Annotated in this window: 25 protein-coding genes and 2 pseudogenes; 11 read left to right on the plus strand and 16 right to left on the minus strand. The window is 61.9% G+C overall.

Annotated features, from left to right (window positions below):
- The coding region (locus E4631_RS27155; RefSeq protein ID WP_135318615.1) for a transposase family protein at positions 1–151 on the minus strand (151 nt) is incomplete at its 3' end.
- Positions 152–339: 188 nt separating this feature from the next.
- Here E4631_RS27155 and E4631_RS24660 point away from each other — a divergent pair.
- Positions 340–738 carry a hypothetical protein gene (locus E4631_RS24660; RefSeq protein WP_133655882.1) on the plus strand — a complete coding sequence of 133 codons (399 nt, stop codon included), beginning with the start codon at positions 340–342 and terminating at the stop codon, positions 736–738.
- 273 nt (positions 739–1,011) lie between these two features.
- Here the strand turns inward: E4631_RS24660 and E4631_RS24665 are convergent, their stop codons facing one another.
- From E4631_RS24665 to E4631_RS24675, 3 genes are all read right to left on the minus strand, one after another.
- Positions 1,012–2,535, minus strand: coding sequence for a trypsin-like peptidase domain-containing protein (locus tag E4631_RS24665; RefSeq protein WP_205704311.1), 1,524 nt, complete (start codon positions 2,533–2,535; stop codon positions 1,012–1,014).
- 184 nt (positions 2,536–2,719) lie between these two features.
- Positions 2,720–2,974: a hypothetical protein gene (locus E4631_RS24670; protein ID WP_133655881.1), complete on the minus strand. Its 255-nt coding sequence runs from the start codon at positions 2,972–2,974 to the stop codon at positions 2,720–2,722.
- A 363-nt stretch (positions 2,975–3,337) separates the two neighbouring features.
- Positions 3,338–4,222: a universal stress protein gene (locus E4631_RS24675; RefSeq protein WP_133655880.1), complete on the minus strand. Its 885-nt coding sequence runs from the start codon at positions 4,220–4,222 to the stop codon at positions 3,338–3,340.
- Between the two features lie 353 nt (positions 4,223–4,575).
- Here E4631_RS24675 and E4631_RS24680 point away from each other — a divergent pair, with 353 nt between their 5' ends.
- Complete coding sequence (locus tag E4631_RS24680; protein ID WP_133655879.1) at positions 4,576–5,319, plus strand: MIP/aquaporin family protein; 744 nt, start codon at positions 4,576–4,578, stop codon at positions 5,317–5,319.
- A 33-nt stretch (positions 5,320–5,352) separates the two neighbouring features.
- Here the strand turns inward: E4631_RS24680 and E4631_RS24685 are convergent, their stop codons facing one another.
- Both E4631_RS24685 and E4631_RS26150 read right to left on the minus strand, forming a co-directional pair.
- On the minus strand, positions 5,353–6,402 hold the full coding sequence (locus tag E4631_RS24685; RefSeq protein ID WP_133655878.1) for a response regulator: 1,050 nt from the start codon (positions 6,400–6,402) through the stop codon (positions 5,353–5,355).
- Entirely contained in the window at positions 6,380–8,071 is a 1,692-nt protein-coding gene (locus E4631_RS26150) for a PAS domain-containing sensor histidine kinase (protein ID WP_133655877.1), read from the minus strand. Before E4631_RS26150 ends, E4631_RS24685 begins: the two co-directional genes overlap by 23 nt.
- 188 nt (positions 8,072–8,259) lie before the next feature.
- Between E4631_RS26150 and E4631_RS24695 the strand changes: the two genes are divergently transcribed.
- Positions 8,260–8,595: a thioredoxin gene (locus E4631_RS24695; RefSeq protein ID WP_133655876.1), complete on the plus strand. Its 336-nt coding sequence runs from the start codon at positions 8,260–8,262 to the stop codon at positions 8,593–8,595.
- A 569-nt stretch (positions 8,596–9,164) separates the two neighbouring features.
- Here the strand turns inward: E4631_RS24695 and E4631_RS24700 are convergent.
- Positions 9,165–9,797, minus strand: a pseudogene (locus tag E4631_RS24700) (IS630 family transposase); the annotation flags it as partial.
- 179 nt (positions 9,798–9,976) lie between these two features.
- On the minus strand, positions 9,977–10,171 hold the full coding sequence (locus E4631_RS24705; protein WP_133655874.1) for a helix-turn-helix domain-containing protein: 195 nt from the start codon (positions 10,169–10,171) through the stop codon (positions 9,977–9,979).
- 183 nt (positions 10,172–10,354) lie between these two features.
- Between E4631_RS24705 and E4631_RS24710 the strand changes: the two genes are divergently transcribed.
- The 6 genes from E4631_RS24710 (at position 10,355) to E4631_RS24735 (ending at position 13,693) form a co-directional block, all read left to right on the plus strand.
- A complete protein-coding gene (locus E4631_RS24710) occupies positions 10,355–10,540 on the plus strand; it encodes a hypothetical protein (RefSeq protein WP_133655873.1) in 186 nt (61 codons plus the stop codon).
- A gap of 171 nt (positions 10,541–10,711) precedes the next feature.
- Positions 10,712–10,987 carry a transposase gene (locus tag E4631_RS24715; RefSeq protein ID WP_133655872.1) on the plus strand — a complete coding sequence of 92 codons (276 nt, stop codon included), beginning with the start codon at positions 10,712–10,714 and terminating at the stop codon, positions 10,985–10,987.
- Between the two features lie 422 nt (positions 10,988–11,409).
- Complete coding sequence (locus tag E4631_RS24720) at positions 11,410–11,931, plus strand: DDE-type integrase/transposase/recombinase (protein WP_205704312.1); 522 nt, start codon at positions 11,410–11,412, stop codon at positions 11,929–11,931.
- Positions 11,932–12,192: 261 nt separating this feature from the next.
- Entirely contained in the window at positions 12,193–12,396 is a 204-nt protein-coding gene (locus E4631_RS24725) for a hypothetical protein (protein WP_133657719.1), read from the plus strand.
- Positions 12,397–12,408: 12 nt separating this feature from the next.
- Positions 12,409–13,254: a transposase gene (locus E4631_RS24730; protein ID WP_133657720.1), complete on the plus strand. Its 846-nt coding sequence runs from the start codon at positions 12,409–12,411 to the stop codon at positions 13,252–13,254.
- Positions 13,169–13,693, plus strand: coding sequence for a transposase family protein (locus tag E4631_RS24735; RefSeq protein ID WP_133657721.1), 525 nt, complete (start codon positions 13,169–13,171; stop codon positions 13,691–13,693). Before E4631_RS24730 ends, E4631_RS24735 begins: the two co-directional genes overlap by 86 nt.
- Positions 13,694–13,823: 130 nt before the next feature.
- Here E4631_RS24735 and E4631_RS24740 read toward each other — a convergent pair.
- From E4631_RS24740 to E4631_RS24765, 7 genes and pseudogenes are all read right to left on the minus strand, one after another.
- Positions 13,824–14,273: pseudogene (locus E4631_RS24740) on the minus strand (IS630 family transposase); the annotation flags it as partial.
- A complete protein-coding gene (locus E4631_RS26715; protein WP_240735228.1) occupies positions 14,270–14,653 on the minus strand; it encodes a hypothetical protein in 384 nt (127 codons plus the stop codon). The pseudogene E4631_RS24740 and the gene E4631_RS26715, both read right to left, overlap by 4 nt.
- A 508-nt stretch (positions 14,654–15,161) precedes the next feature.
- Positions 15,162–16,118, minus strand: coding sequence for an NADP-dependent oxidoreductase (locus E4631_RS24745; RefSeq protein ID WP_133658807.1), 957 nt, complete (start codon positions 16,116–16,118; stop codon positions 15,162–15,164).
- A gap of 91 nt (positions 16,119–16,209) precedes the next feature.
- Complete coding sequence (locus E4631_RS24750; protein ID WP_133658806.1) at positions 16,210–17,178, minus strand: alpha/beta hydrolase; 969 nt, start codon at positions 17,176–17,178, stop codon at positions 16,210–16,212.
- 116 nt (positions 17,179–17,294) lie between these two features.
- On the minus strand, positions 17,295–18,212 hold the full coding sequence (locus E4631_RS24755; protein WP_133658805.1) for an AraC family transcriptional regulator: 918 nt from the start codon (positions 18,210–18,212) through the stop codon (positions 17,295–17,297).
- A 681-nt stretch (positions 18,213–18,893) separates the two neighbouring features.
- Positions 18,894–19,472: a Crp/Fnr family transcriptional regulator gene (locus tag E4631_RS24760; RefSeq protein ID WP_133658804.1), complete on the minus strand. Its 579-nt coding sequence runs from the start codon at positions 19,470–19,472 to the stop codon at positions 18,894–18,896.
- Entirely contained in the window at positions 19,469–19,942 is a 474-nt protein-coding gene (locus E4631_RS24765) for an SRPBCC family protein (RefSeq protein ID WP_166648179.1), read from the minus strand. Before E4631_RS24765 ends, E4631_RS24760 begins: the two co-directional genes overlap by 4 nt.
- Positions 19,943–19,964: 22 nt before the next feature.
- On the opposite strand from E4631_RS24765, the gene E4631_RS24770 reads away from it, so the two are divergent.
- On the plus strand, positions 19,965–20,330 hold the full coding sequence (locus E4631_RS24770; RefSeq protein WP_133658802.1) for a transposase: 366 nt from the start codon (positions 19,965–19,967) through the stop codon (positions 20,328–20,330).
- 40 nt (positions 20,331–20,370) lie between these two features.
- Positions 20,371–20,781 (plus strand): transposase, encoded by a 411-nt coding sequence (locus E4631_RS24775; RefSeq protein WP_166648178.1) that lies wholly within the window; start codon positions 20,371–20,373, stop codon positions 20,779–20,781.
- Here E4631_RS24775 and E4631_RS24780 read toward each other — a convergent pair.
- Positions 20,764–21,219, minus strand: a 456-nt coding sequence (locus tag E4631_RS24780) for an integrase core domain-containing protein (protein ID WP_166648177.1), incomplete at its 5' end; no start/stop codon positions are given. The two genes, E4631_RS24775 and E4631_RS24780, sit on opposite strands and share 18 nt — an antisense overlap.

Here is a 21,219-nt window from a genome sequence, read left to right on the forward strand (position 1 = left end):
AGGCGTAATCATAAATCTGCTCAAAATCTTCGCAATCAGCCAGTAAGCCGCACAGCACCAGCCAAATAATATCGCTTAGCTCGTGTAGACAGCGCCCCTCCACCCGATAGTCCGTTACCTGCCAAAAGAAATCCGCTACTTCTTCTTCCATCCCCAAAGGTCGCTAACTTACCTTTTGGTGCTTTTGCCCTGTATTAGCTGCTCGGTGTCCGGGGGCCGACACCCGCTAGTTATTCTGTTGCTCCGCATCAGCAGCTTTGTCTGGGTGCTCCCGACCCGCCGACAACGCCTTTGCACCAACTCCTCCAATTCTTACCCCAACTTTTAACTTTTTCAACCATGGCTGACAAGAAAGAAAACGAGCACCACCGCACGCAGGCCCAGGTGGCCAACGACGGCAGCGACACCCCCACCAACGCCAATGCCCACGGGGCGGGCGTGCAGCAGCAGGGCGGGCACAACATGACCAAAGCCGCGAGCAGCGAAGGCCATCACGGCGGCAACCACGGCAATGATGTGAACGACGACGGCCAACCCGCCTACACCGCCGAAGGCAGCAGCAACCAAGGCACCCAACTCAGCGCCGAGCAACGCAACAGCGGTGGCGGCTCCGACCAGGAGCATAAAAACCAAACCCAGAACACCACGGCCTACAATTCCGACAACACCGAGGGCAACGTGGCCCCCAGCTCGGCCAACGACGGCGGTAAAATCGGCGATGCCGACAACCCGGTATAGTCAGGGCTTTTCTACCCTAAAAAAGCCCTCCAGCAACTGCCGGAGGGCTTTTTTGGGTTTCAGGGTTTTAGATTTATCGTTTTGAGTACAATCACTTTAACTGAACCAGCCAGTGGCAAAAGTTCGCCGCTAAAAACTGCTCGAGTCCCTTTGGGGATGAGGCCCCGCCCGACGAGGTTAACTGCCTGGTAAGCGACGCAGAAGAAAGGTTTCTAACACAGGGCTAGAGGCACTTTTTGGGCAATGAACACCTTTGCTGAATCAGCGGCCCGGCTACGTTCCCAGCGAAAAGTCGAAAACCACGCGGGAGCCATCGGGGGCAATGGCTAGCAGCTGAATCAGGCCCCGCTGGGCGGCCAGCAGCGCCGCGTCGATATCCTGGGGCGCACTGATGGGCTGGCCGTTGATGAAGGCGATGACCGTGCCGCGGGGAATGCCCAGCTGCGCAAAGAAGCCGCCCGCCCGCACCTCGGTTACCACTACCCCCGCCCGGAGCTGGAGCCGCTGTCGGAGCGCGTCGGACAGCGGCGCAAAACTGGCCCCCAGCTTCTGCCGAATGGTCGCCAGCGCGGCCGGATTGCTGGCCGGGGCTGTGGCTGTAGCCGCCGCCGCCGGCTCGGCTTTTAGCGTGGCCGACACGGTGGCGGCGGTGCGGTTGCGCAGGTAGGTGAGCTGCACCACGTCGCCCGGCTGGTGCCGGGCAATGCGCTCCGAAAACTCGGCCGACGAGCTGAGCGTTACCCCGTCAATGCGCTGAATAACATCGCCTTCTTGCAGGCCGGCCACGGCGGCGGCACTGCCCGGCAACACCCCCGTGATGTACACCCCATTCACCGCGCCCGGCTGCAAGCCCTGCTGGCTTAGGTACTGCTCTTCGGCGGCCGGGGCCGGAAACGCCACCCCGAGCACCCCGCGCCGCACCGCGCCGTACTGCTGCAAATCGTCCAGAATCTTCTTGGCCAGGTTCACCGGGATGGCAAAGGCGTAGCCCGCGTAGCTGCCGGTTTGCGAAGCAATGGCCGAGTTGATGCCTACCAGCTCGCCCCGGGTATTAACGAGCGCGCCGCCGCTGTTGCCGGGGTTGATGGCCGCGTCGGTCTGTATAAACGACTCTACCCCGGTGTTGCCAGCGGGTGCCTGGCTTTGACTGTCGTCATTGCGACTGGGCCGGTTGATGATGCCGATGCTGCGGGCTTTGGCACTGACAATGCCGGCCGTGACGGTGGTATTGAGCGAAAACGGGTAGCCCACGGCCACTACCCACTGGCCCACCTGCACGCTGTCGGAGTTGCCAAATTGCAGCGTGGGTAGGTCGGTGGCGTCGATTTTGAGCAGGGCCAGGTCGGTATTGGGGTCGCGGCCTACCAGCTTGGCGGCAAACTGGCGCTTATCGGGCAGGATGACTTGGATGGTGGCCGCGTTTTCCACGACGTGGTTGTTGGTGGCGATGTAGCCGTTGGCCGCAATCAAAATGCCCGAGCCGGAGGCCCGCGCTACCTGGCCGCCGCCGGGAGAGCCGGCGGGCTGGCCGTAGGCATCGTCGTACCCCCTCGAAGGCGGGTAGCTGGTTTTGATGTGTACGACGGCGGGACTTGCCACGCGGGCAGCCACGACAAAATTGCCCATGGTGCTAGGTGCCCTACCCTCCGGGGCAGTGGCTATCTGCAAGGGTTCGGGGGCGGTAGGAGCCGGAACCTCCGCCGCCGGGCTTTTCTTACTTGAGCAGCTGACGCCCAGAAGCTGCACCAAGCCTAGCATACTGCCCAGCAGCAAAGCGGCCGATTTTGTCATTTTCATAGTATAAGGTGAGTGCTGGTTTCGCCGGGCATTTCTTCCTAAACGGTCATACTTCGACAAGCTCTCAGCAGGACGACCTGTTTGGATAAGCTCTAATAGGCGCTAATCAAACCGTTGCCCCGTCTCCCGGCCAGCACATATCGGCTGACCGGGGCAACCTGCGTGCAGCGCAACGTATGCCCGGCTAGACCTTGCCGGCCTGCTTACGGCCTTTTAGGTTCTGCTTGGCCCCATCGAGTTGCGTTTCCAGCGCTTTGAGCTTGTTTTGCTCCGTGTCGACGGTCTGTTTCTGGGCGACGACCTGGGTTTGTAGCTGCTGGGCTTTGCGGGCTTGCTCGGCTACGTAGGGGTCGCTGGAATCGACGCCGCTGATGCCTTGCGAGCAGCTAGCCAACGTGAAACACCAGAATGTGGCGGCGAGAAAAGAGATAACACGCATGATGTTAGCGAAAATAAAGTGAGCAAATGCTGCCAACCAGCCGGCTGTAAAAAACCGGTTAGCGGGTAAAAAAAGAAAGGATGACCAGCTAGCTGGCCGGAGTCATATCTGGCGTGCGCGATGCTGCTTGAGAAGGGGGCCGGCGCTCGTAATGCAGCTCTTCGCGGTGCAGCTCCACGGCCTGCGGAGCGTTGCTACTGGTCCCAGTCACCGCCTGCATATCCACGAAGTGGAGCCTGGAGTCAGCGCTTTGCAGTTGTTGAACGGCTTGCCAGGCCTCGGCAGCGGTGTTGCAGCTGCCAACCACCTTCTAGATTTGCCTGTCAGAACCAGTAAAAAGAGAGGGGAGACTTCGAAACCGCGCTAAGCCGGGCGAAGCGTGAGCACGGGCGGCAGCGCCTGCGTGGCTACTTCCTCGGCCGTGCCGGAATGGAAAAGCCGGCTCAGGCCGGTGTGGCCGTGGGTGGGCAGTAGCAGCAGGTCGGCGCTTACCCGCTGGGCGTAGCGCTCAATACCGGCGGCGACATTGTCGGCTTCTTCCACGGCCAGCTGGCAATTTCCGAGCTGGTGGCGTTGCGCGAAATCAGCGAGCGCCGTCTGCGCGGCGGGCTGGTTGTAACTAGCCTCCACTACCTGGAGCAGATGCAGCGTGGCCGCCGGAAACAAGGCCTGAATGCGCAGCAATTCCATCCCGACATGTTCCATTTCGGCCAAAAAGTCGGAGGCAAACACCAGGGTTTTTACATCGAAGTCGCCCACCGGATGCTTCACCACCAGCACCGGGCACGGGGCGGTACGCATCAGCCGCTCGGTGTTGGAAACGGAGAAGAAATGCTCGGTGGCCGTGTGCGGCTGCGCGCCCATCACCACCAGGTCGGCGTGCTGCTGTCCGATGGCGGTGAGAATCGCCTCGTTCAGGCTGGTGGGCCGCATCAGTTCCTGCACAACCACGGCCGGGGCCCATTCCGCCGCTTCGGCCATCAGCTGGTGCAGGTGCTCGTTGTTGACTTGCAGAAGCTTTTTAACAAACAGGCCACTTGGTGGGCCGCTGGTGGTGCTATTGGGCAATACGCTGCCGTTGACGGGGCTGCCGTAGGTGCTGAAATTGGCCGTTTCGTCGCCGTCGGGCAGCTCCACGGTGTGCAGCAGCGTCACTTGCCCACCCGTGTGCTGGGCCAGCCGCACGGCGGCCTCAAAGGCGTAATGGGATTCGGCGGAGAAATCGGTGGGAACGAGGATGTTTTTCATTGGGAAGGGCGGGCACGGGAAAGGGCCCTGGCGACCAGCCGGGGCGTTGCTGGTCTTGCAAGCCGACAAAGGTTCTGCGCCCGGTCTTTACCAGTCCATGAGGCCCGTTATGCAATCCGTTGATTTTGCTTATCGTCCGGCGAAGCCTAGCGGCACCAGGGTAGGCCTGCTCCTTGAGAATGAAAATCTTACTGTGCAAAACGGCAGGGTTTGTATAACTTCCCTTCTACCTCCGCGTTAGAACATCTTCAGGGCTGGGGTACACCTGCGCGGTAGCGCGGACTTTTAGTCCGCAAGTGAAGCGGGCACAGCAACTCGTGGACTGAAAGTCCGCGCTACCGAGCCGAAGCACTATGACGAACAAACTTCTGCGGACCTACCTGGCCGAATTTATCGGGACGGGTCTGCTGGTGTTGGTGGGGCTATCGGCTGTGATTTTTATCAACGGCGCGGGCTCGCCCGTGCTGCGGCTGCTGCCGGGCGCGGGTGGGCGGCGGGCGCTGACGGGGCTATTGTTTGGTGCCACGGGATGCCTCATCACGCTCTCGCCGGTGGGCGAAATCAGCGGCGCGCACCTCAACCCGATGGTGAGCCTGGCGTTCTGGCTGCGCCACAACATGAAATTCAGGAATATGCTGGGCTATATAGGGGCGCAGATGGCCGGGGCTGCTATCGGCAGCCTGCCGCTGCTGTGGTGGGGTGCGCAGGGTCAGAGTATGGACTACGGGGCCACGCTGCCGGCTAGCATCCCAACGGCTTTCGTGGGGGAAGCCTGGGCTACGTTCTGCCTGATTGCGATTATCATGCTGTTTATCAGCCATGTGCGCCTGCGCGACTTCACACCTTTCACGCTGCCCGTGCTCTACGGCTTTATGGTGTGGCTGGAAGCGCCGGTATCGGGCACGAGTACCAACCCGGCGCGCAGCTTCGGCCCGGCACTCATCAGCACCAGCTGGACGGGCTACTGGCTGGCACCTTTTACGGGGGTAGTGCTGGCGGTGCTACTCTTCAAAGTTGGCGGACTGAAGTACCTGCGCTCGGAAGTAGCCAAGCTTTATCACTTCGCCGCCTACCGGTTCATTAGTCGCGATTTATAGGGTAGGGACGGTGGAATTTGCTAACAAAAGTTACTAATTCCCAAGGCGGAGCTTAGTGGGATGCAACAAGCGTACGTTGCCGGGCGTCAGCTCTACCAGACCCTCCTGCCGAAACTCGTTGAGCGTGCGGCTCAGCGACTCGGGGGGCGTGCCCACCAGGGCCGATAAATCCTCGCGGGTAATAGTAATGCCCGCCGCCGGGTCAGCCTCGGTACGGGCGTGCAGGTGCAGCAGGGCATCGGCCACGCGGCGGCGTAGCGAGGCGTAGGCCATGCTCACTAATTGCAGCTCGCGGGCCCGCACCCGGCCGGCCAGCAGCCGGATAAATTGTTGGCTTACTTCCGGGTTGCGCAGCAACAGGGCCATAAAATCGGCCTGCGGCAGGTACACCAGCTCGGTGTCTTCCACCGTTACGGCGGTGTCGGAATGCAGCGTACCGTCGAGCAGGGGTAGGTAACCGAAGAACTCGCTGGGGCCGTAAAATTCCGTAATCAACTCTTTGCCGGCCGCCGTGCAGTGCAGCGTTTTCACCCGGCCGCTACGCACAAGGTAGGCCCGCAGGGGCTCGTCGCCGGCCCGAAAAATGTCCTGCTTCCTGCGGAAAGCGTGCACTTTCTGCTGGTGGGCCAACTCGTCGAGCTGGCCCACCACGCGGGCATCGGCCAGAAACTCGGACCAGCCCCCGGCCTGCAGGTCGTAGCTGGGGCGCAGGTGCCGAAAGCGGGCCAGCCGGCCCCCGATGGCGCTCAGCAGCTCGGCCTTGTTGAAGGGCTTGGTGAGGTAATCGTCGGCCCCCAACTCCATGCCCCGGCGCTGGTCGGCGCGCTCGGTTTTGGCGGTGAGGAAGATGAAGGGCACGCCCGCCAGCCGCTCGTGCTGGTTGAAAATCTGGAGTACGCCGTAGCCGTCGAGCACCGGCATCATGATATCGCACACCACCAGGTCGGGCCGGGTTTCTAGGGCCAGCGCTACGCCCAGTTGGCCGTTTTCGGCCACCAACACCGCGTAGCCAGCCAGTTGGAGCAGCTCGGCTGTATTGGCGCGGATGAGGGCGTTGTCGTCAATCAGCAGAATAGTCGGCATAGGGAATGGTGACGGTGAAGGTGGTGCCCACACCCATTTCGCTGTGCAGGGCAATGTGGCCGTCCATCAGCTCCAGATACTTGGCAATGATAAATAGCCCCAGCCCGGTGCCGGGCAGCTCGGTGGCATTGTGGGCCCGAAAAAACCGCTCGAACAAATGCACCTGGTCGGCCGGCGAAATGCCGATGCCCTGGTCCTGTACCTTGAGCAGAAGCTGGTTATCCCGGCACTCCATCGCCACGGTCACCACAGTGTTTTCTCCGGAATACTTGAGGGCATTGGACAGCAGGTTGAGCAGAATTTTGCGCAGCAGCGAATCATCGAGCCGAATGGCACCGGCACAGGCCTGCACCACGATGGTCTGGCCGGCCTTGCGCAGGCCCTGCACGGCGGCCACGGTTTCGGCTAGCAGGGCGGCCGGGTCGCAGTTGGCGGGGTGGGCCACGAGCTTGCCTTCCTCCAGGCGGTCGGCCGACAGGAATTCTTCCAGCAGGTCGTTGAGGTGCTCCACGGCCGTGCGAATGTGCGCCACGTGCCGCAGGCGGTTGGGCTGCTGGTCAGCGGTGGGGTAGTGGGCAATGAGGTCGGCCGAGGTGAGCACCACCGTGAGGGGCGTGCGAAACTCGTGCGAAGCCATGCTTACGAAGCGCGACTTCAGCTCGCCCAGCGCCTGCTCGGCGGCCAGGGCCTGAGTCAGTTCGTGGCCCCGGCGCTCCAGCTGCTGCAGCGTCACGAGCAGGGCGTGGGTACGGTCGGTCACCTGGTGTTCCAGCTCGGCGTTGCTCAGGCGCAGCTCCTCGTTGAGGGCCTGCACCCGCTGGCGGGCCAGCACCAGCGCGGTCACGTCGGTGGCGATGATGAGCACGCCGCTTACTTCCCCGGTCGCCTCGCGGGTGGCCTGGTAAACGAAGTTGTAGTAAAACGGGTCGAGCTGGCCCGAGTTGGTCTGGTCGAGGTGCACCCGCATTTCGCTGGCCCGGAAGGAATCGCCCGTGCGGTATACCGCGTCGAGGCGGTCAAACAGGTGTTGGTCGGCCAACTCGGGGGCGGCCGCGCGGTAGGTGCGCCCCACCAGCGGGCGGTGGCCAAAGGCCCGCCGGAAGCCCTCGTTGGCCAGCTCAATGACATGCGTGGGACCTTGTAGCACGGCAATCACCACTGGAGCCTGCCCAATGAGACCCAGCAGGCGCTGGCGCTGGGCTTCGGCCGTGGTTCCGGCAGCCCGCTCACGGACCTGGCTAGCACGCAGGGCCTCTTCCATGGCGCGGCGGGGCTGCTCGACCGTGTCGGTAAAGCTCACCAGCAGCCACGGCCCCTGCCGCTGGGCGGCCACGTAGAAATAGCTATCGAATCCATCTGCTTGATAATGGACTTCGTAGCGGCCGGGTGTGTCGGTTTCAAAGACCTGGCGGTAAAAACCCAGCACCCCACTGGCTGGCAGGTGCGGAAAGTACTTCAGCAGGGTGCCCCCCGGCCGCTCTTGCTGTCCCCAGTTGCGCTGCGCGGCCGGGCTCAGGTACTCCACCGCAAAATCGACCGGCTCGCCCCCACTCGGCGCGTACACCGGGCGCAGCAGCAGCACCGCCGCCAGCGACACGTCCAGCAGCGCGGGCAGCAGCTCGGCCGGAAAAGGCGCGCCGGGGGGCAGCAGGGGGGTAGGGACAACCATAAAATCGCAGGAAAGCCGGCACGCGTACGGCTGGCGCTCAGAAAGCATGTGTGATAAGCTGTTACTTATACGCAGCTACCGCCCCGGTAGCCGGCATAACGAGCATTAGCCCGCGGCATAACACACCTCATGGGAGCGGCAAAGTTGGCGGCCTACCTTTGAATTTATGCCCCTGGTGGGCCTTCTCTATGCCACTTCCTCCCCTCGTATCCCTTCCCCCGTTGGCGGGCGCCGTGCTGCTGGTGCTGCTGCCGCTGGTAGGCAGCGCCGGGGTGGAGGTGACCCAGCGCCTGCTGGCAGCGCTCCAACGCCGCCTGGGGGCCGCTATTTTCGTGCTCGTGGTGGATGAGGCCAGCCACCCCGACGTGTTGCGCAGCTTCCAGCCGGCGGGGCTGCCTATGTGCGTGCTCGTGCAGCAGGGGCAGGAGCTGTGGCGGCAGCCGGGCCTGCCCGAGGGGGAATTGCTGGCCGAGCAGCTGCTGGGCCGCTTGCGCCCGGCGGCGGGCGGTCCGGCAGTAGCGTAAGGTGTAAACCAATCTGCTTACCGACGGTACCAACCCATTGCCTAACGCTGGCCTTGCTAGTGAGAAGCTACTATAGAGTGTTTATTGGTGCTGGTTAGCGGGCGCGAAATGAGCCGCGCAGCACAGCCTTGCTTAGTGCCGGGCATGAGGAGGATTATCTGGTTTCATAATCTGTCTCATGGCACCGCGGTAGACGCTGCCGCTACTTTTGACACTGTCCGGCAGGGAGTTGCAAAGGTGCTTTGCCCTGTACCGGGCTTCCCTTTTATCTTGTCCTTAGTGGCTACAGTGATTCCTTCTCCATACCGCGGTTACCAAACGTTTATGGTTGGTTGCCTTGCTTTGCACCATGAGCAGTCTGGCGGTGGTAGCCTGCGATGGCTCGCCTGTCATTCGCTCCCCCTTTGCCAAACTGCCACCCGGTGAGGTGACCACCGACTCGGCCGCACCGTCAGCTTCGGTGGGCCAGCCCGGGTCTTTCGTAGGCTGCCCGGCCTGATGGGTGCCCATCCGGGTGCCCCAGGTCAAGGCTGCCCGCTAAGTGCTAGGCCATATTTATTTTAACCATGTCAAGCAGTAAATCGGATGGTATACTGCCGACCAACGCGGTCAAGGATGTACCAGACGGCCGTTTTCAAGGTCTGGAAGGTAGCGTAAGCTTCAGGGCGGAGCCATTCGTATTTGATTTTGCGCCAGAGCGTTTCGATTTTATTGAGGTGGGGGCTGTAGGTGGGCAGGTAAAAAATGTGCACGTTCTGGGCCTCCCAGTTGTCGAGCAGAGCCTGGAAGGCGGCGGTGTGGTGAATGCGGGCATTGTCGAGGACCAGTACGGTGGGCCGGGTGCGGGTGGCGGCCCAGGCATCAAGGGCATCGAGGACAAAGGCCGCGTCCAGACTTCCTTCGCGCGCAGCGGCGTGCAACTCGTTGGTGGCGGCGTTGTAGAAGCCCAACACGTTGAAGCGCTGGCTGTGGCGGGGCTGGGTAGCGACATGCTCGCCGGGAAACTGCCAGCCGTAAGGGATGGCCGAGGTCAAACAAAAACCGGATTCGTCGCCGTAAAACACGTCCACATAGCCCGCTTTTTCCAGTTCCTGCACCCAGGCCAGGCGTTCGGCTTTGTCGGCGTAGTCGTCCGGGTCCTGGGCCGCTGTCAACGCGTGGCGGAAACGTCGCCACGCCCCACCACGCTTTTTAAAAAACGGCGTAAGGTGCGGGGGGAGAAGTCTTTGGCTAACTCCTGGCGCAGCGTCGCCGTCACCTCCTTGAGTTGCTGCCGATTGGCCCCCACAGCGGCGGCCACTGCCCCCTCATCAGCGGTGTCTAGAATGGGCCGTCGACCCTGGCCGGCGGCGTTGGCCAGGCCGGCCAGGCCTGCTTCTTCCTAGCGGTTGAACCAGGCGTATACCGTGGGCCGGCTCACCTGAAACACGGCCATAATAGCCGCCACTGCGTGGCCATCCGCACTCAAAAGCAAGCCGTGACAGCGGTCGAGAAACTGATACTGCCGGTGGTACTGCCGACCCGCCGACAGGGTAGACCGCTCGTCGGCCGTCAACGTGATAAAGCGCTTCTGCATCCCCAAAGATACCCAAACCAGATAGTCAAAATAAATCTGGCTTAGCACTTAACTCGTTGGCCGCCCGGTCCAGGTCACGCCTGTTGTAAGCACATTTTTAAGCTTTTCGGGCGGTGCTGAACGCGACTCACTTTGGTGAGTTAGTCCTGTCCTTTTAGTAGCTCTCGGCTGCTATCCTTTTATATGAAATCACCCTTTCCTGCCGCTGTCCTACCCGCTACCACCGTGGCGCTGAAACCCCTATGCCTGGCCGACTTAACGGCCAAACAGCGGGCGGGCCTGCCGCTCACCCAGCCTGCGAACCTCTCCGTCGATTGTTGGGGGCTGCTCGCGCCGCCCCCGCAGGGCGTGTGCCGCTCTGTGGCGTAGCTGCTAGCCATGCGCAGCCGGGGCGCGTGCATTCAGCTATGCCAGGTTTACCCCCGTGCTGCACCGCATCGCGCTGGGGCGGTATTTCACTTAGATGAATAAGCGACGACCGGCCGTCTGTGAGGTGGTCGGGTGCAATAGGAGAGAATTGGGTGCTAAATTCCCAACCTCATGGAAAAAGCTCCTCCTACGAAACGGCCGCGGTATGATGCGACCTTCCGCGCCGAAGCCCTGCGCTTAGCCAGCGAAAGCCGCTCCACGCTGGCCGCCGCGCGTGCCTTGAACATTGACCCCAAGCGCCTCTATGCTTGGCAAAAGGCGGCCCAACAGCCCTTGCCCGCGGACCCGGCCGAGGCCGCCGAAGTGCGCGCCCTGCGCCAGGCGAACAAACGCCTGGCGCAGGAGCTGGAAATTTTAAAAAAAGCCATCGCTAGTTGCCTGGTTTAGGCGCAGGCTCTCGAAAACCCCGACGCTGTGAGTCAATTACAACTTATTGATCAGCAGCGAGTTAACTATTCGGTGCAGCTGCTTTGTCAAGCCCTCGGGGTGGTGCCCAGCCGCTACTACGCGTGGCGAAAAGGGGTGGTGGCGGGCGTAGTAGCCCCCGCGGAACCGGCCTGGGAAACGGCCCTGGTCGACGTGTTTGACGACCACCAGCGCCGCTACGGCACCCGCCGCCTACGCGTTGAGTTACGTGAGTTAGGGCACCAGGTGGGGCGGCAGGCCATTCGCACGGCGCTGCGCCGCCAGGCGCGCAAGGCCTTGCAGCCCAAAGCGTTTGTGCCGCGCACGACCGATTCCACCCCTGGCAAACGGTGCGCGCCGAACTTGCTGCTCGACCAGCCGAAGCCTACCCAGGCCAATCGGCTGTGGGTGAGCGACATTACCTGCCCCTGGCCAACGGCAATTGGGTTTATTGCTGTGCTTTTCAGGACGTATGCACCAAGCAAGTGGTCGGCTGGCAAGTGCGGGCTGATATGCCGGAGGCGCTGGTTACCACCGCTTTGCAACGGGCCCTGCTCGCCCAGCGGCCCGCTCCCGGCCTGATTGTCCACTCCGACCGGGGCGGCCAGTACGTGGGCAACGTCTACAAGGCGCTGCTGCGCGACGCCAAAGCCCACCTTTCGCACAGCCGAGCCAGCGACTGCTACGACAACGCCCAGGCCGAGAACCTATGGTCGCGCCTCAAAACGGAAGTGCTTGAACTCCGGGACTGGCCCGTCTTTACCGATTTGGCCGACGCGCAGACCAGCGTGGCCGATTATTTTGACTACTATAATCATAAACGCCGGCATTCCAGTATCGGCTATTCAAAGCCTTATCACTTTCACCAGCAGCTACTTGCTAACATTATCCAATTCTCTTGTATGATTGCACTGCTTTTCAAGTAGAGAGGTAGCCAGAAAGGGAAACGAGGACACCATTATTCTCTAACGGCGGCTCCCTAGCGTCGACCCTGTGCAGAAGACCCTGGGCCTCGTTTCTCGTTTTTGCCTGAAGACTGCACAGGTTGGAGGGAGCTCGGCTCGTCTAAGCATCCCGTATTTGTACAAGAATAGTTGCGGTATAAACCTGACTGGCTGCGTGTTTCAGTTATTTCCAAGTTATTTATGTGCGCTGCTTCCCCCCCTGTTGCCCCGCTTAAGTAGGTTGTGGGCATCGACCTTGCCAAAGACACCTTTGTGGCCTGCTTTGGCCATATCGATACGAGCCAGCACTTGTCCTTCGGCAAAGAAACCACCTTTGCCAACACGCTGACAGGCTTCGCGACGCTGTTGGTCTGGACGGCCAAACAGCAGGTAGTAGGGGCTCCGCAATGGTTCGTGGTGGAAGCGACGGGCGTGTACTACGAATAGCGAGCCTACTTTTTGGCAGATAACGCACAAGCCCTAAGCGTTTTGCTCCCAAACAAAGTCAAGCACTTTGCTCAGAGCACGGAGCAAAAGAGTAAAACGGACCAACTGGATGCCCGCCTGCTCTGTCGCCTGGGCTTGGAACGCGCTCTGCCCGCCTGGCAGCCACCCACGCCTGCCCTGCGCCAGTTGCGGGTCCTCTCCCGCGAACGGCAGAGCCTCACCCAGCAGACTGTTCGACTAAAAGCGCAACGGCATGCTTACCAGCATAGTTATCAGCCGGTTGCGCGCACCCTGGATCGGTTAGCGGCTCGGGTACAACTACTTGAGCAGCAGTTGAAAGTGATAGGCAAAGGCCTGGCCGCGCTACTGGTGGCCGAGCCGGAACTGGCCCGTAAGCTGGCGCACCTGACCAGTGTGCCGGGCATCGGCCTCACCACGGCTATCGTGGTGGTCGCCGAAACCAACGGCTTCGGGTTGATGGAAAACGAACGGCAACTAGCCTCCTACGCCGGCCTGGATGTGGTGCAGCGGCAAAGTGGCCTCCCGGCCGGGGCCACGCGCATCTCTGGCCGCGGTAAGGTGCGCTTGCGCACGGCGCTCTATTTGCCAGCGGTGAGTAGCCTACGCGTTAACCCGCAGCAACTGGCCTTTTACGCTCGGTTACGGGCGCGCCAGCCTAGCGGCAAGCCGCAGGGTGTGCTACCAGTCCGCGCCATCGAGTCGCTGGCGCAGATGCAACAGGTTTTTGCTGAGGTACCGGTGCTGCTGCTCGATGCCACCGAGCGCCCCCAGCATCGGCCACGGGCCGTGGTGGACCGAGCCGCCGACTACTCCGGTAAAAAAAAGACAGACGCGTAAAAACACGCTCATTACCGACCCTACGCGCTACCTCCACTATCTGGGTCCGACTACCTGCGGGTCCACCCACGATTATCAACTATTTAAAAACGAGTTCGATGTCAACCTAGGATTGCTCGACCTCTTCGAACTGCTAGCCGACTTGGGCTACCTGGGCCTGGTCGCCGACTACGATCTGCCCCCGCAAAGCCTGCCCTATCGCAAGCCCCGACGCAGCAAAAAACGCCCCGACACCGCCCTGACCCACGCCCAACGAACTGAGAATGCGGCCCACGCCCGCCGTCGTGTTAAGGTCGAACACGCCATTAGCGGGGCCAAACGCCTAGGCTGCGTCGCCCAAACCTGCCGCAATAAGTCCGCTTCGTTCAATGACCGACTCCTGGCCCTGGCCTGTGGTATCTGGAACTGGCATCTGAAAAAGCGAAAAGAAGCTATTTAGAGCGGTTCCCAAGTTACTGTACATGATACCCGCAATGGTCAAACCAATTTTTGGCATCCTGTTGACTCACCCAGTCTATGGCAGCTTTGATGGCGGTTTCCAACGCCTAGCGGGTGCGGGCCTGGGCCGTGCGCAGCCAGGTTTTAAGTTTGCTGAAGGCCAGTTCAATGGGATTAAAATCGGGCGAATAGGGCGGCAAATACAGCAAGCGGGCGCCGCGGGCGGCGACGATTTCGGCTAGGCCGGCCACTTTGTGGGCGGGCAGGTTGTTGAGGACCACCACATCGCCCGCGACCAGGGTAGGACCCAGCACCTGGTCGAGGTAGGCGGCAAACACGTCCCCGTTGACGGCCCCGCTCACCGTCATGGCCGCTTGCATGCCCTGCGGCGTGAGCGCCGCGACCAACGTCACGTTCGGACCGCCGTGCAAGGGCACCCCCTGGTGGGCGCGCTGCCCGCCTGTCGCCCGGGCGTAGCGTCGGCAGTACGTAAGGTTGGTGCTGGTTTCATCCACGAACTTCAAACAAGCAGCGTCTTGCGTTTGCAGGGCTTCCACGAACGCTGCGCGCAAGTTTTTCACGCGCTCAGTATCACGTTCGGCGGCGTGGACACTCTTTTTTTTCGCCGCCAGTCCAGCCTCTGCACGGCCCGCCCCACCGCCGACCGGCTCACGGCCGGCGCCCCGGCTGCGAGCAGTTCTCCGCGCAATTCATCTAGGGCGGCGTCCGGCGTTTGGCGCAGGCAGGCCGTGAGCTGGACCAGGGCCGTTGCGTCCAGACGCGGGGCCGGGCCGCGGCCGGGGGGAAGCGCCGCCACCTGGCCGCTGGTACGCTGCCGACGCATAAGCTTGGCCACAGACGAGAGCGAAACGCTAAACTGCGTCGCTACTGCCGATTGCGTCAAACCCGTTTGGCAGGCCGCTGCAACCCGTTCGCGTAAATCGAATGAATAGGCTTTCATCCCGAAAAGTAATACAAAATGTGTACACTAGCCTGGGAATTGCTCCAACTCGAAGCTGGTCGGTTCCGAAAGGTGTACCTTTCTGGTCTTACCGCCGCGCAGTGGGGAGCGTGAACCAGACAGCGCCAGGCGACCAGCAACCAAAGGTTCGTTTAACTTTTAGACCAAATTTAACCAAGGCCAAGAGTAGGGCTGGTTACTAAAGGAACCCCAAGACGGCCGGACACAGACCGGTCTCGCGTTTGAACAGGTGGCGGAAGTACTGGGGATACTCGATCCCAAGCCACCGTTTCGTCGACGGACAGCGAGGCGGAGAGCAGCCGCCAACCAGTAACCCGCGAGGTATCCAGCGCCGCATCGACTAGGAAAACTTGGGCGGGGGCCAACCCCTACAGCACACGGCTTCTCGAACACTAAACCCGGTGCCGCAAACAGCCAGTTGGCGAATACGGCCGTGCCCAACGGACAGCCGTATTCGCCAGCTTACCTCGGGAATGGCGCGTTGCCGTTACGGAACAATAACGAGCTTCCCCACCGTGCGCTGCGATTCCAGCTGCCGGAACGCCTGCATAATGCCGGTGAGCGGGAAGGTGCCGGCAAGGGGAATCTGCAGGTGCCCGGCATCGGCCAGCTCGCGCAGGTGCTCCAGGTCGGGGAGGCTAAGGTGGGCTATTACGTGCTTAAACTGCACCCCGGCGGGTAGCTCCAGCGCCGTGCCATCGTTGAGCAGCGACAGGAGCCGCCCGGCAGGCTTGAGCGCAGCCAGGCTTTGCAGGAGGGTGTCGCCGCTGACCGTATCAAACAGCAAGTCAATCCCGCCGGGGGCTACCTGCTGCACGGCTTCCGCGATGGGGCCCGCGGCGTAGTCCACGGTAAAGTCCGCGCCCAGCGACTGCATGTACGCGGCGTTTTTGGCGCTGGCCACGGCAATCACCGTCGCGCCGGCGTGTTTGGCCAACTGAATGGCCGTGCTCCCAACCCCGCCGGAGCCCCCCAGAATCAGCACGGTTTCGCCCGCCTGCAATTGCCCGGCCGTGATAACGGCCTGATAGGCCGTAATGCTGGCCAGGGGCAGGCCTGCGGCGGCTTCCCAGCTGAGTGTGTGGGGGCGCAAAGTGAGGTAGGATTCCGGCACGACGATGCGCTCGGCCAGCGTGCCGTGCTGCGCCACGGGGCGGTACACCATGCCAAACACTTCATCGCCAACCCGCAGGCGGGACACGCCCGGGCCCACCTGCTCGACGATGCCGGCGACGTCAAAGCCCGGCACGGTAGGAAAAACGGAAGGCAAGGCTTGCTGGTAATAACCTTCGCGGACGATGTAGTCGATGGGGTTGAGGCCGGCGGCTTTCACGCGCAGCAGCACGTCGCATTCGCCAACGGCCGGCAGGTCGAGCGGGCCGACCTGAATTTTGTCGAGGCTACCAAATTCAGTGTAAAAGGCGGCGGTGGTTTGCGTGGTCATAAAGGAAGGGGAAGTGGGTTATGGAAAAACGGGTAAGTAGTGGGGGGGTGGTAGCTGGTTTGCGTAATGGCGGTGGCGGGGAAATCGGGGCTTATAACTGGCCGTGGCCGCGAAAATGCCGCGCCATCGCCCGCCAGAAATCCTGCTTCGCTCGCTGGCCTACCTGCGCTTCCCCGCCGAAGCTGGTGAAGGCGTGGTATGCCCCGGCATACACGTGCAGCTCGGTGGGAACCCCCTGGCGAATCAGGCGTTGGGCATACTGCAGGTTCTCCCCCACAAACAGGTCCAAGGCACCCACCAGCAGGTAAGTGGGGGGTAGCCCGGCCAGGTCCTCTACCCGGGCCGGGGCCGCGTACGCCGGGGCATCCGGGCCACCTGGCGCGTGGCCCAGCACGGCCCCCCAGGCAAAGCGGTTGTCGGCCCGGGTCCAGATGAACTCCCCGGCGTACGGCATCGGGTCCGGCTCGGCGGGCGTGCCCGTCCGGTCATCGAGCATGGGATACTGCAGGAACTGGGCGGAGAGGGCCACCTCGCCCCGGTCGCGGGCCAGCAGCGCGAGGGCCGCCGCCAGGCTGCCGCCGCCGCTTTCCCCCGCAACGGCAATTCGGGCAGCCGGAAAGTGCAGCGCCGCCGAAGCATCGTGCAGCCAGCGCAGGGCCAGATAGCCATCCTCCACCCCGGCCGGGTAGGGATGCTCGGGGGCCAGGCGGTAGTCTACCGCCACGACCACGCACCCAAGGGTATGGGCCAAGAAGCGGCTCTGGGGCTCGTTCATCTCGGCAAAGCCCATGACCATGCCGCCGGGGTGCAGCCAGAGCAGTGCCCCGGTACGCGTCGGCGCGGCCGGCGCATAGACCAGCACGCGCAGGGCAGTGCCATCGGCCCGGGGCAGCAGCCGTTCTTCCACCGTTACCTCGGCCGGGGCCGGGGGGGCGGCGGCCCGGTACCCCACCATGAAGGCCCGTAGGGTCGGCAACGACTCCGCCGTGGGTTTGAGCGAGGGCGCCCCGGCCAGGGCCTGCGCCAGCTCGGGGTCAACCAAGTGTGTTGTGTTTAGCATGAAGCAGCGTAGGGCCCACGGAGGGTGGGTTATTCTTGCTTCACAAAGGTCCGGCAGGCGGCCTGCCAGCGGCTTGCGCCAGTCAATCTACTTACAGTACAATTCAATCAATGTACCTAGGCCCTCATGGTCCCCGGGGCCAACCCCGTGTGGCGCTTGAAGAACTTACAGAAGTGGGCCACGTCCGTAAACCCGAGGCTGTCGGCAATTTCTGAGACGCTCCACGTGGTCTGCTTGAGCAGCAACTTGGCTTCCTGCACCACGCGGTGGCCAATCAGGGCCGTGGTGGTGTGGCCGGTGGTTTCCTTCAGCACTTTGTTCAGGTGGTTGACGTGCACGGCCAGCCGGTCGGCGAAGTCGGTGGCCGTGCGAAGGCGCAGCGTCTGCTCCGGGGTGACGAGGGGGAACTGCCGCTCCAGTAGGTTGGCGAATAAGCTCGTCACCCGCTCCGCCGCGTTGTGGGTCGGTGCCTGGGCCGGGGCGGGCTGCAGCTTCTGCCCAAAGTGAATCAGCTCGACCAGGTAGGCGCGCAGCAACTCGTACTTGTAGGTGTAGTCCGACGCCAGCTCCTGCTTCATTTTCTCAAAGATGGCCTCGGCCCGGGCATATTCGGCGCTGGTTACCAGCAGTACCGGGCTGCCGCCGGGCTGAAACACGGGCAGGTCCACCAGGGCAACAGTGCCCTTGGCGGGCAGCAGAAACTCCTCGGTGAAGATGCAGAAGTAGCCGGTCTGCTCCGGGTCCTGCGGCAGCCAGCGGTAGGGCACCCGCGAGCTGGCAAACCACAGGGCCCGGTCGGCGATGTCGAGCACCTTGTCGGCGTACTCCACCTGGCTGCGCCCGCGCACCAGACTAATTTTATAGAACTCCTGCCGGTGAAAAGCCGGCGGTGACTTACCGGTAGGGCCCGGCAGCAGGTCCTCCACCCGAAACACGTTGAAATGCCCGACTTCCTTTGACAGGGGGGGCAGTTGGCCGCCCCCCGCTCCCGAAGCGAGTTTCGTGTAGAGTTCTTCGAGCGGGACAAATTTCATGCGGCATAGCTGTATAAATCAAAGGTACGCATTCCCTCGTTTATCCGCTTCGTCAGCTCAGATGAGCTGTCCCTGAGCGCACGAAAAGGAGCCGTTTAAGCCAGGCGAACCGGCATAAGACGGGGCCAATCCATGCGCAGGCAGTTGGATTTTGCTGGCCCAACGCTGGCACCGCCTCCATTCCGCCCAAGGCTGCCACAGCCACCAGGGGGTTCCAGTGAGCCACGAAACGGGTGATTTTTCCGTCGTGGTGCTCGATGATGCCGACTGAGGTGGTCCACCAATTGCCGCCCTTATCGGGCGTAGTAGCAGAATTCATCACTACGCTGAACTTGCGGGGCCGTAGCTTGCATGGCTTGACGCGCGGCCCTTGTCCAGCGAAGAAAGTTTATACTTAGAAGGAGTAGGATACTTCTTCTAAAAAATGGACGGGATAGACGTCCGGAGCGTTTCGCCATCAGCGGTGGCCGCTCACCTCTCGGTTGCAGTCCACCCAATAGGCCAGCAGCACGGTCAGCCTAAAGCCAAACAACTGCCCCGCGAAAGCCTTTTCAAAGACTGCGTATTACAATAAACTATATTAAAGGCACTTTAAACCGATAGGCCGCCGACAGCAGATAGGGGCCGTTGAGAGCCTGTGAAAGCGTTTCTGCCTGTTGCTGACCACTACAATATGCTGACTCAGCCAGGGAATTGCTTGCGGATTCTGCTTAGGCTTTGGGGGGTAACGCCAATATACGAAGCCAGGTAAGTCAAGGGAATGCGGTTGGCCAGCGAGGGGAATAGCGTTAAAAACACCTCATATTTGGTGCGCGCATCTTGCTGGACGAGCGGGCTGAGGCGGTCCACCTTCGCTAACAAGGCCCGGGTAATCAGGATGCTCTCCGCTTTCGACCAGTTGGTAATCGTCTGGCCCAAGGCTTGCCAGCGGCTCGCTTTGAAGACCAGCAACTGCACCTCCGTCACGGCCTGGATATACTCGGCCGACGGCAGGTGGTACTGATAGCTGGGTAGGTCCACGACGAAGTGCCCTTCTTCAATGAGATATTTGGTCAAGTCCCGGCCGTCTTTGTCAAAATAACAGACGCGCAAAATACCGCTCACCACGAAGCCGATTTCGCGGGCCACCCGGCTGGCTTCGGCAAAGTAGGCGCCGGCCGGGTAGTGCTTCTCTTCTGCCTGACTGCTAATGAGGGCGAGCTGTTGGGGCCTGAAGGCGGCTACTTGTAAGAGCAGGTTCTCGAGGGCTGGATGTGTCATCGGGTCGGGGCGTTGGCAGGAGGAAGCTGCTGCGCAGCAGCTTGCTGGACGCGGGCCATGGCGGCCCGCATGTAGGGCAACCAGCGATACCGGATAAAGAGCGCCAGAAAGGGCCGGACCAGCACGTTTTTGGGCACAAACGTATAACGCCACCGAACGGTTGTTTGCCCCGCCTGCTCCGACCGCCACCATTCGCCCACAGCGTACTTGGCCACGTATTTGGCTCCCAAGGTGAATTCGGACACCCGGTAGGCAAAGTAACGGCCCTCTTGGTAGTGGGTGATTTCCTCGCGGGCCGAATCACCGGAGGCAAAGAATACCCGCCGCGACTGGCCCACCGCGTTCCAGGGGGTGACGACGCTCGTCCCGGTGATGGCAGGAATTCCCCGCCCGGCCTGAAAAATCTGTTGTAGGGGTATCGGCACCACCCGCAGGAAAGAGGCTAGAGCGGTTACCAAGTTGGTGTACACGATTTAGCCGTAAAAGGGTGAGATGAAAGCTTATTCACTGGATTTACGGGAGCGCGTGGCCGCAGCGTGCGCCGAACCCGGCGCCAGAATTTGTCAGGTAGCTGCCCGCTTTGCCGTTTCGTTATCCTTTACCAACAAGCTCTTACGTCGTCAGCGCACCACGGGCACGCTCGCCGCGCTTCCGCCACACCCGGGCCCGGCTCCCCGCCTGGATACCGCTGGTGACCAGCGGCTGCTTACCTGCCTGCGTGCGCAGTCCGATGCGACCCTGGCCGAAGTGGCGCAGGCCCTGCTGGCAGCCGGTGGTCCGGTGCTGAGCACCAGCGCCATCTGGCGGGCGTGTGAGCGCCTGGGCTGGCGCCGCAAAAAAAAGCATTCGCGCCGCTGAGCGCGACACGGAGCGGGTCGTGGCTTTGCGGAAAGAATTTGTGGAAGCACTTACCGGAGAGGATTTTACGCGCTTCGTCTTTGTCGACGAAACCAGCACGAATCTGACTTACTGCCGTCGCTACGGCCGCGCCCCTGGCGGGCAGCGGCTACAGCAGGCCGTGCCGCTGCACAGCGGACCGAACGTGACACTGCTGGCGGCCCTCACCCCCGAGGGCCTTGGGGCACTGCTCAGCGTCAACGGGGCGGTGAACGGGGACGTGTTTGCCGCCTACCTGGACCAAGTGCTGGGGCCTACCCTACGACCAGGCGCCGTGGTAGTGCTCGACAACCTGTCGGTGCATAAAGTGGCGGGCCTGGACGAACTAGCGCACAAATACGGGGCGCGGCTGCTGTATTTGCCGCCCTATTCGCCGGATTTTGAGGTGGTCCAGTTACGCTGGACAGTTTAGGGCATTAAGTTGAAGAAGCTGTTGGTGAGTGTGATACGGTAGTTGATAGCCGATACTGGAGTGCAGGCGCTCGTGATTATAATAGTCGAAATAATTGGCGACGCTGACCTGCGCGTCAGCTAAGTCGGCAAAAACGGGCCGCTCGCGCAGTTCGAGCACTTCGGTTTTGAGGCGTGACCACAGGCTTTCGGCCTGCGCATTATCATAGCAGTCGCCGCGGCGACTCTGCGAGCGCTGGGCCTCCTGGTCGCGCAGCAGTTGCCGGTACGCGTTGCCGCAGTACTGCCCACCTCGGTCCGAGTGAACAAGCAAGTCGGGCGTGGGTGGCTGAGACCAAAAAACCCGTTGTAAGGCCGTGGTAATCAACTCTTCCGGCATCGTGGCCATGACGTGCCAGCCCAGCACCTGCTGGCTGACCATATCCTGAAAGGCGCACAG

This window comes from Hymenobacter sp. UV11, from assembly GCF_004684095.1.
Taxonomy (GTDB): Bacteria; Bacteroidota; Bacteroidia; order Cytophagales; family Hymenobacteraceae; genus Hymenobacter.